This is a genomic window from Pedobacter sp. 05L430, assembly GCF_056397585.1.
On sequence record NZ_JBFTNT010000249.1, the window covers coordinates 1 to 6,266 of the forward strand.

A 6,266-nucleotide genomic window follows, 5' to 3' on the forward strand; every position below is an offset into this window, starting at 1 on the left:
GCAGTACAGGAAGCATTGGCAGAACTGGGTGTTAAGGAAAACGGGAGAAACAACTATGGAACTGACGTTGGCGAAGTGCAAGGTACTACCGGGGGGTTTACGCCGGGCGGAAATGGAGATGCATGGTGTTTGGATTTTGCCCAGATGAAGGTGGCAATAATTGAAGATTTCTATCAAAAGGAATCGCCGGTTCCTGCTACTGCTAATTGTGTGGATTGCTGGAAGGGATCTGAAAAGGTGGCCGGCTTAACCACATCGGTACCAACGATTGGCACTTTGGCTTTAGCACAATATATAAACAATCCAACAAGGGGTCATGCCATGGAGTGTTATGAGCTGCTTGGAGGGGGGCAAATGCGGACTGTTGAAGGGAATACTTCTGCAAATGACATGACTAATGGAAACAACTCCGGTTTTAATGTGAGGAACCAGAAACTCAATAACAGAGACACCTTAAGAACGCTTGGATTTGTATATGTATATCCAAATAATCAGGTTCCTACATAAAAGTGTATTCTACTTTAAATATTTTAAGTTTAAACCAATTATTGCTAGTGTGCTTATTATTGTTATTGTGGCGCTAACAGAGATAGAATGTAGGATTGCGGCACTTCCGCCTACGCCAATAGCTCCAAAAACTGCGACCCCAATAGCTCCGGCAGCTTGCCTTACGGTATTTAATGCAGCAGAAGCAGTACCTGACAATGATTTATCTACGCTGGATAAAATACCGTTAGTCATGGCGGGAACGGCAAGTCCCATACCCATCGGTATAATTAGAAATGGCAGGAATAACTGCCAGTAAGGTGTATTATCTTTAGCTATAAATAGCCCTGCAAACCCAACAGCAAACATTGCGAGACCTATTATAATTGGTTTCCGTATACCAAATTTATTGATTACACGACCGCTGATGAGATTGGAAATAACGAACCCTACAGTTAAAGGTAGAAAAGCCAGGCCAGCGTTGAGCGATGAATAATGGAGTACGTTTTGCAGATAAAGACTGAGTGTAAAAACAGTTCCATAGTAAGCGCCATTTAAAACGGCACCAAGTAAAAGCAGTACGTTAAACGTAGGAGCGTCAAAAAGATGAAGCGGCAGCATCGGGTGATTCACTCTTTTTTCGATAGTTAAAAATGCCACAAGCGTAGCGGCACTAAAAAGCAGGCCTCCAAATATTACCGGATCTTTAAATCCAAAGTTAGGCCATTCTATAATTACCGCAATCAGTGCTGTAATGGAGAGCATCCAGGTAATTTGTCCGGCGATATCAAATCCTTTGTTAACCGAGGTCTTATTTTGTGCCAGACGAAAACTGAACAGGAAACCAGCGAGACAAAGCGGTACATTCACAAAAAAGATATAACGCCAGTTGCTAATCTGGATGAGTAAGCCCCCAACGATAGGACCGGCAGCTATGGCGGCACTTCCTGCCGCGGTCCACAAACCTACTGCACGTACGCGCTTTGCAGGATCATGAGCAAAAGCCTGATTAAGTATGGCAAGAGAACTAGGGATCATGGTGGCCGCACCAACTCCCTGCAGTACTCTAAATGCAATGAGGGTAGCTGCGCTTCCGGCAAATCCACAACCTATAGAAGCGATCCCAAAAATACAGATGCCAAGTTGAAATATACGTTTTGCACCTAAAAGATCGCTTAAATTGCCGGCAGATAGCATAAGCACTGCAAAGGCAAGGGTATAGGCATCTATTACCCATTGTAAGGTAGTAATACTGGCATGATAGGTTTTGGCAATAGGAGGCAACGCAATATTTACAATAGAAACATCTAGCTGTGCAACTACAAAGGCCAGACTTGTTATTCCGACTATCCAGCCAAAGGGAACGGTATGATTAGGGGAAGTTGTTGTGTTTGATAAACTCATCGCTCGTTTTTGCAAGTGCAAAGGTGCACAGAAAGGACGGTTTTTTCTTAGCAGTTTCAGTTTGTTACTTTATTTTAGCAAAAATATTTTCAGAAATACTAAATCTCTTTGACTATGACCGGAATCGATAATTTCAGTGCTTTTATATTGTCAGCAATAATTGTAGTTATTACCCCGGGTATTGATACCATACTGGTTTTAACAAGAAGTATTTCAAGCGGGAAAAAAGCCGGTATGTACTCAGCATTAGGTGTAAGCACGGGCTTACTGGTACATACCTGCGCAGCTGCTTTTGGATTATCACTTATTCTCGCGAAATCTGCTTTAGCGTTTATGATTGTTAAATATTTAGGTGCAGCCTATTTAATTTATATGGGCTATAAGGCACTTTCCAGCAAGGGTGATCGTACAGCGTTAAAATCAATACCAGTTCAATATATAAGAATGGAAAAAATGTTTTGGACCGCTTTTTTAAGTGATGTTCTAAATCCGAAAATAGCCATGTTTTTCCTGGCTTTCCTTCCCCAGTTTGTTTTAACTTCGGCAATAAATAGCCCATTTCCATACCTTATTCTTGGGGTAGTTATCTTTTTGATCACGCTCGCATGGTGTGTTTTTCTGGCGCTGATGGGTGGGAATGTAGCTAAGTTATTTAACCGAAGTCCTAACACTGAAAATTGGCTGAACAAAATCTCKGGAGCTGTATTTATTATTCTGGGAATTAAGGTAGCATTGACAAAGTCATAAGGAATAAAGTAATACGGAATATCAAATGTTAATTCTCAATTAGAAACATCGTCATTTTTAATTCCTCTCCTGGTTTTCCTTACCTCATCTTTTAGCCTTCCAAAATTATAGTTCAGACTGATTCTGTATGAACGGAGATAAGATTGGTTGTGGCTTAGCTCTGTAAAATCGAACCCGGTGGTGGTTGTTTTAAGGGTTCTGAACTTATAAAAGGGATTATTTAATGCTGCTGTTAAGCTTAATTTTCCTTTGATGAGTTCATGGCTGCTGCTGAAACTGGTATTTACTTGTCCTTGTGTTATAGACTGAAATGTTTTGGAAGCAGGGTTTTTTCCAATTACACTGAGGTTTGCGCCCAATCTCCATTTTGGTGTTGGACGATATCCGCCTGTTAAGGTAAAATTGTAAAACAAATCTTTAGAATGTGGTATCACATTTCCTTCAGTTTTAATATCCAAATAATTAAAGCTCCCATTAAAATTAAAGTTCAGACTCTTGGTTACCGTATATCCCAAATTGAGATCTGCTGCCAGAACAGCGCCTTTTCCAATGTTAGCAAATGTATTTCTGGTAATTCCGGACGTCGGATCATAAGTGAAAATTCTGAAATCCAGATTATCAAATAATGAATAAGCTAATCCAAGATTAATAGAAACTTTACCATTGTGGTTATATCCTGCAAGTATGTTATTCACAGACGAGGGCATAAGGTTAGGGTTGCCGGTTGATTCTGTATTTGGGTTACTTCTGTCTACAAAAGGGTTAAGCCTGTTGATGCCAGGGCGTCTTAACCGTTGTGAAAACCCAAAACTAATGTTATCGCCGCCCTTTAACTGATAAGCGATTGATAAAGAGGGAATCAGGTTTAAATAATCCTGAGAAATATCACCATCTACAATGGTTTGCTCAGCACGCAATCCAGCCTTTATCCCAATGTTCTTTCCATAATTGTATGCTATTGAAGTGTAGGCAGAAAACACATCCTGAGAAATCTCAAAATCGTTAGCCTGAAACTGAGCTGCAGAGTAATCAAAATTGCTGCTGTTGTTTCTAAGGATAGCCTTAATGCCCGATTCCAGTCCCCAGTTTTTAAACTTATCGGAGTAGTCAGCTTGTGCAGTATGCTCATTGGAACCGGCGTGATTATTTTGCAGAAATCCGGAATAGGGATAGTTTGTAATTTGACTAAGAATGAGGCCGTTTTGGCCATCACTATTAAAATTTGTATAGCGATAGGATAGGGTTAACGCCCTTGTTTTCTTTGATTTAGAAGAGATCTGATAGTTAACTGAGGCATCTATATAGTCGCTATTGCCATCGTAGGTATTTTGTATGTGATAGCCTTGTAGTAATTCTCCGTTTTGAGTGAGCGACGAGACCTGGTTGCTGAGTTGGGCGTTTTTGTTGCCATTAAGATTGATCTGAGCTGAGATGAGCTGTAGTGGGGTGATTTMATAGCTCACATCGGTTCCAAGATATCCGGTTCTGCCGTCAGATTTATTATCGCCATCTTGAGTTAAGGTTTGAGGGTTATCGCCGATGGCATTTCTAATCAAATTATTTGTTGTGACAGGGGTTTTAGAAAGCGAGCCACCGGTGAATACCGAAGCGATAAGTTTACCAGATTTAAAATTAAAAGATCCACCAGCGCCCGGGCCACCTGCAGGAAAACTTTCATTGAGATTTAAAGAGCCATTGTATCCATCGGCGGGTTTTTTGTTAGTTACGATATTGATGATTCCTGCGAATCCTTCTGCATCATATTTTGCTGGTGGATTGGTAATTACTTCGATCTTTTCAATAGTTGATGCAGGCATGCTGCGCAAAACTTCCTTAGGGTTATTCTCGATCATACCAGATGGCCTGCCATTGATAAAGATCTTAAAACTAGTGCTATTTTTAAGTCTGATGTTTTGCTCTGCATCTAGTGAAACAAAAGGAATTTTACGCATCATTTCCAGAACGCTGTTCCCTTTACTATCCGGATCGGCTTGTAGATCGTACACAAGCCTGTCTATCTCTTGAGTGACTATTGGTTTGCTGCCGGTAATGTTTACCCCTTTCAATTGTTTGGTGTCTGGAGATAATAGGACCAAACCCTGATCAACGTGCAGTTTTGTAGTATCCTGAAGAGATATTGCAAATGTTTTGGCCTTATAGCCGATACTCACTATTTCAAGTTTGTATGTTCCAGACGGTATTTGACTTAATGTAAATATACCGGTGCTGTCGCTTATCCCTGTCTTAACAATTGCATTTGTTGAACTAATGATGTTGATTGTAGCCCAGCCGGCCGGTTTTTTGCTGACGGAATCCATAACCTTCCCGTTCACAGAAAAGTTGGGTATTCTGGTTTGTGCAGCCGATTGATTATAACTTGTTATGATGGCGAAAAAGCCTATGATAAGAAATAAACGTAGTTGAAGGTTTTTCATGAGTTTTGATTTTTGGAGCGCCTTAGGGTTTGGACAGCGCATAGCGCTGCCATTGCCCTTGAAGACCTTTTTGTGTTCAGTAAATTAAAGAAGTAGGGTTGGGTTGTTTTAGCCCTGGTCTTTTTCAGATTTCCTCACGAGGAAATAATAAGAAAGGAAACCGGCGGCAATAAAGATCATTTCAATTCCATAAGGCAGGGGAGAATCAACCTGGGCATCGGGAATGTAATTGATAACCACTAAACCTATTCCGCCAAAGAAAAGAATAAGACCCCATTTAAGTACTGCAATCTTATGGTTAAATGATTGGCCCAGTGAGTTTAGTATTTCGGGATTTGTAAGCCCTGAGTTGATTAGACGATTCTTTAAAATGAAGTTGAGAATGGCAATTACAACGATTGCTGTAATAATGAATAATGATATTGAGATGGTTATACTTTCTATGTGGTCCATGATGTCTGTTTTTAAATGTGATTTATTGCCCAAGTAGACACGCCTGCCAATAAAAAGGTTGCAGAAAAATACATCTTTTTAAAATTATTATTTTTTTTGTGGAAACTGCAACATTACACAGCATCCGGGTGTCTACTATACGATGTTAAATGAAAAGGAACTAGTTGCCAAAATATTGCGAGGTGATGCAAGAGCATTTGAAGCTCTGGTTAAGCAGTATGAGAAACTTGTATTTCATGTAACAAGCAGACTAATAAAAAATGATGAGGATGCGACTGATATTTGTCAGGAGGTTTTTATAAAGGTATATCAGGGACTGAATAAATTTGGCTTTCAATCTAAACTAAGCACCTGGATTGCCCGAATTGCTTACCTGACGTCTATTAACCACCTGAGGAAATATAAACAGGAACTGCAAAATAAGAGTGAGGCAGATAATGATGAAATAGATAACTACCACTTTAGCGAGGAGACACCAGAGCGACTTATGATTAAAAAGGATGTTGCAGCTTATGTGCAGCATTTGTTGTTACAGCTGCCTTTGCAATACCGCTCAGTACTTACCTTGTTTCATTTGGAGGAGTTTAGTTACCTCGAAATACAAGAGATCACAGGAATGCCTGAAGGAACCATCAAAAATTATTTGTTCAGAGCAAAGAAATTATTGAAAGAAAAACTGGAAATTTATTTAATAAATGAATGATATGGAAGCGAATGAGAACAGAGAGGACAAAAGGGATC

General features: G+C 40.0%; 6 protein-coding genes. 3 read left to right on the top strand and 3 right to left on the bottom strand.

The window, feature by feature from the left end:
- A partial coding sequence (locus AC1DG9_RS21435) for a hypothetical protein (RefSeq protein ID WP_477635201.1) occupies window positions 1-507 on the top strand: 507 nt, incomplete at its 5' end.
- A 9-nt stretch (window positions 508-516) separates the two neighbouring features.
- Here the strand turns inward: AC1DG9_RS21435 and AC1DG9_RS21440 are convergent.
- A complete protein-coding gene (locus AC1DG9_RS21440; protein WP_288884073.1) occupies window positions 517-1,890 on the bottom strand; it encodes an MFS transporter in 1,374 nt (457 codons plus the stop codon).
- 114 nt (window positions 1,891-2,004) lie between these two features.
- Here AC1DG9_RS21440 and AC1DG9_RS21445 point away from each other — a divergent pair, with 114 nt between their 5' ends.
- Window positions 2,005-2,637: a LysE family translocator gene (locus AC1DG9_RS21445; protein WP_288884071.1), complete on the top strand. Its 633-nt coding sequence runs from the start codon at window positions 2,005-2,007 to the stop codon at window positions 2,635-2,637.
- Window positions 2,638-2,672: 35 nt separating this feature from the next.
- On the opposite strand, the gene AC1DG9_RS21450 is transcribed toward AC1DG9_RS21445, so the two are convergent.
- On the bottom strand, window positions 2,673-5,072 hold the full coding sequence (locus tag AC1DG9_RS21450; RefSeq protein WP_477635202.1) for an outer membrane beta-barrel protein: 2,400 nt from the start codon (window positions 5,070-5,072) through the stop codon (window positions 2,673-2,675).
- Window positions 5,073-5,180: 108 nt separating this feature from the next.
- A complete protein-coding gene (locus AC1DG9_RS21455) occupies window positions 5,181-5,525 on the bottom strand; it encodes a hypothetical protein (protein ID WP_288884067.1) in 345 nt (114 codons plus the stop codon).
- 142 nt (window positions 5,526-5,667) lie between these two features.
- On the opposite strand from AC1DG9_RS21455, the gene AC1DG9_RS21460 reads away from it, so the two are divergent.
- Complete coding sequence (locus AC1DG9_RS21460) at window positions 5,668-6,228, top strand: RNA polymerase sigma factor (RefSeq protein ID WP_172662574.1); 561 nt, start codon at window positions 5,668-5,670, stop codon at window positions 6,226-6,228.
- Window positions 6,229-6,266 lie beyond the last annotated feature (38 nt).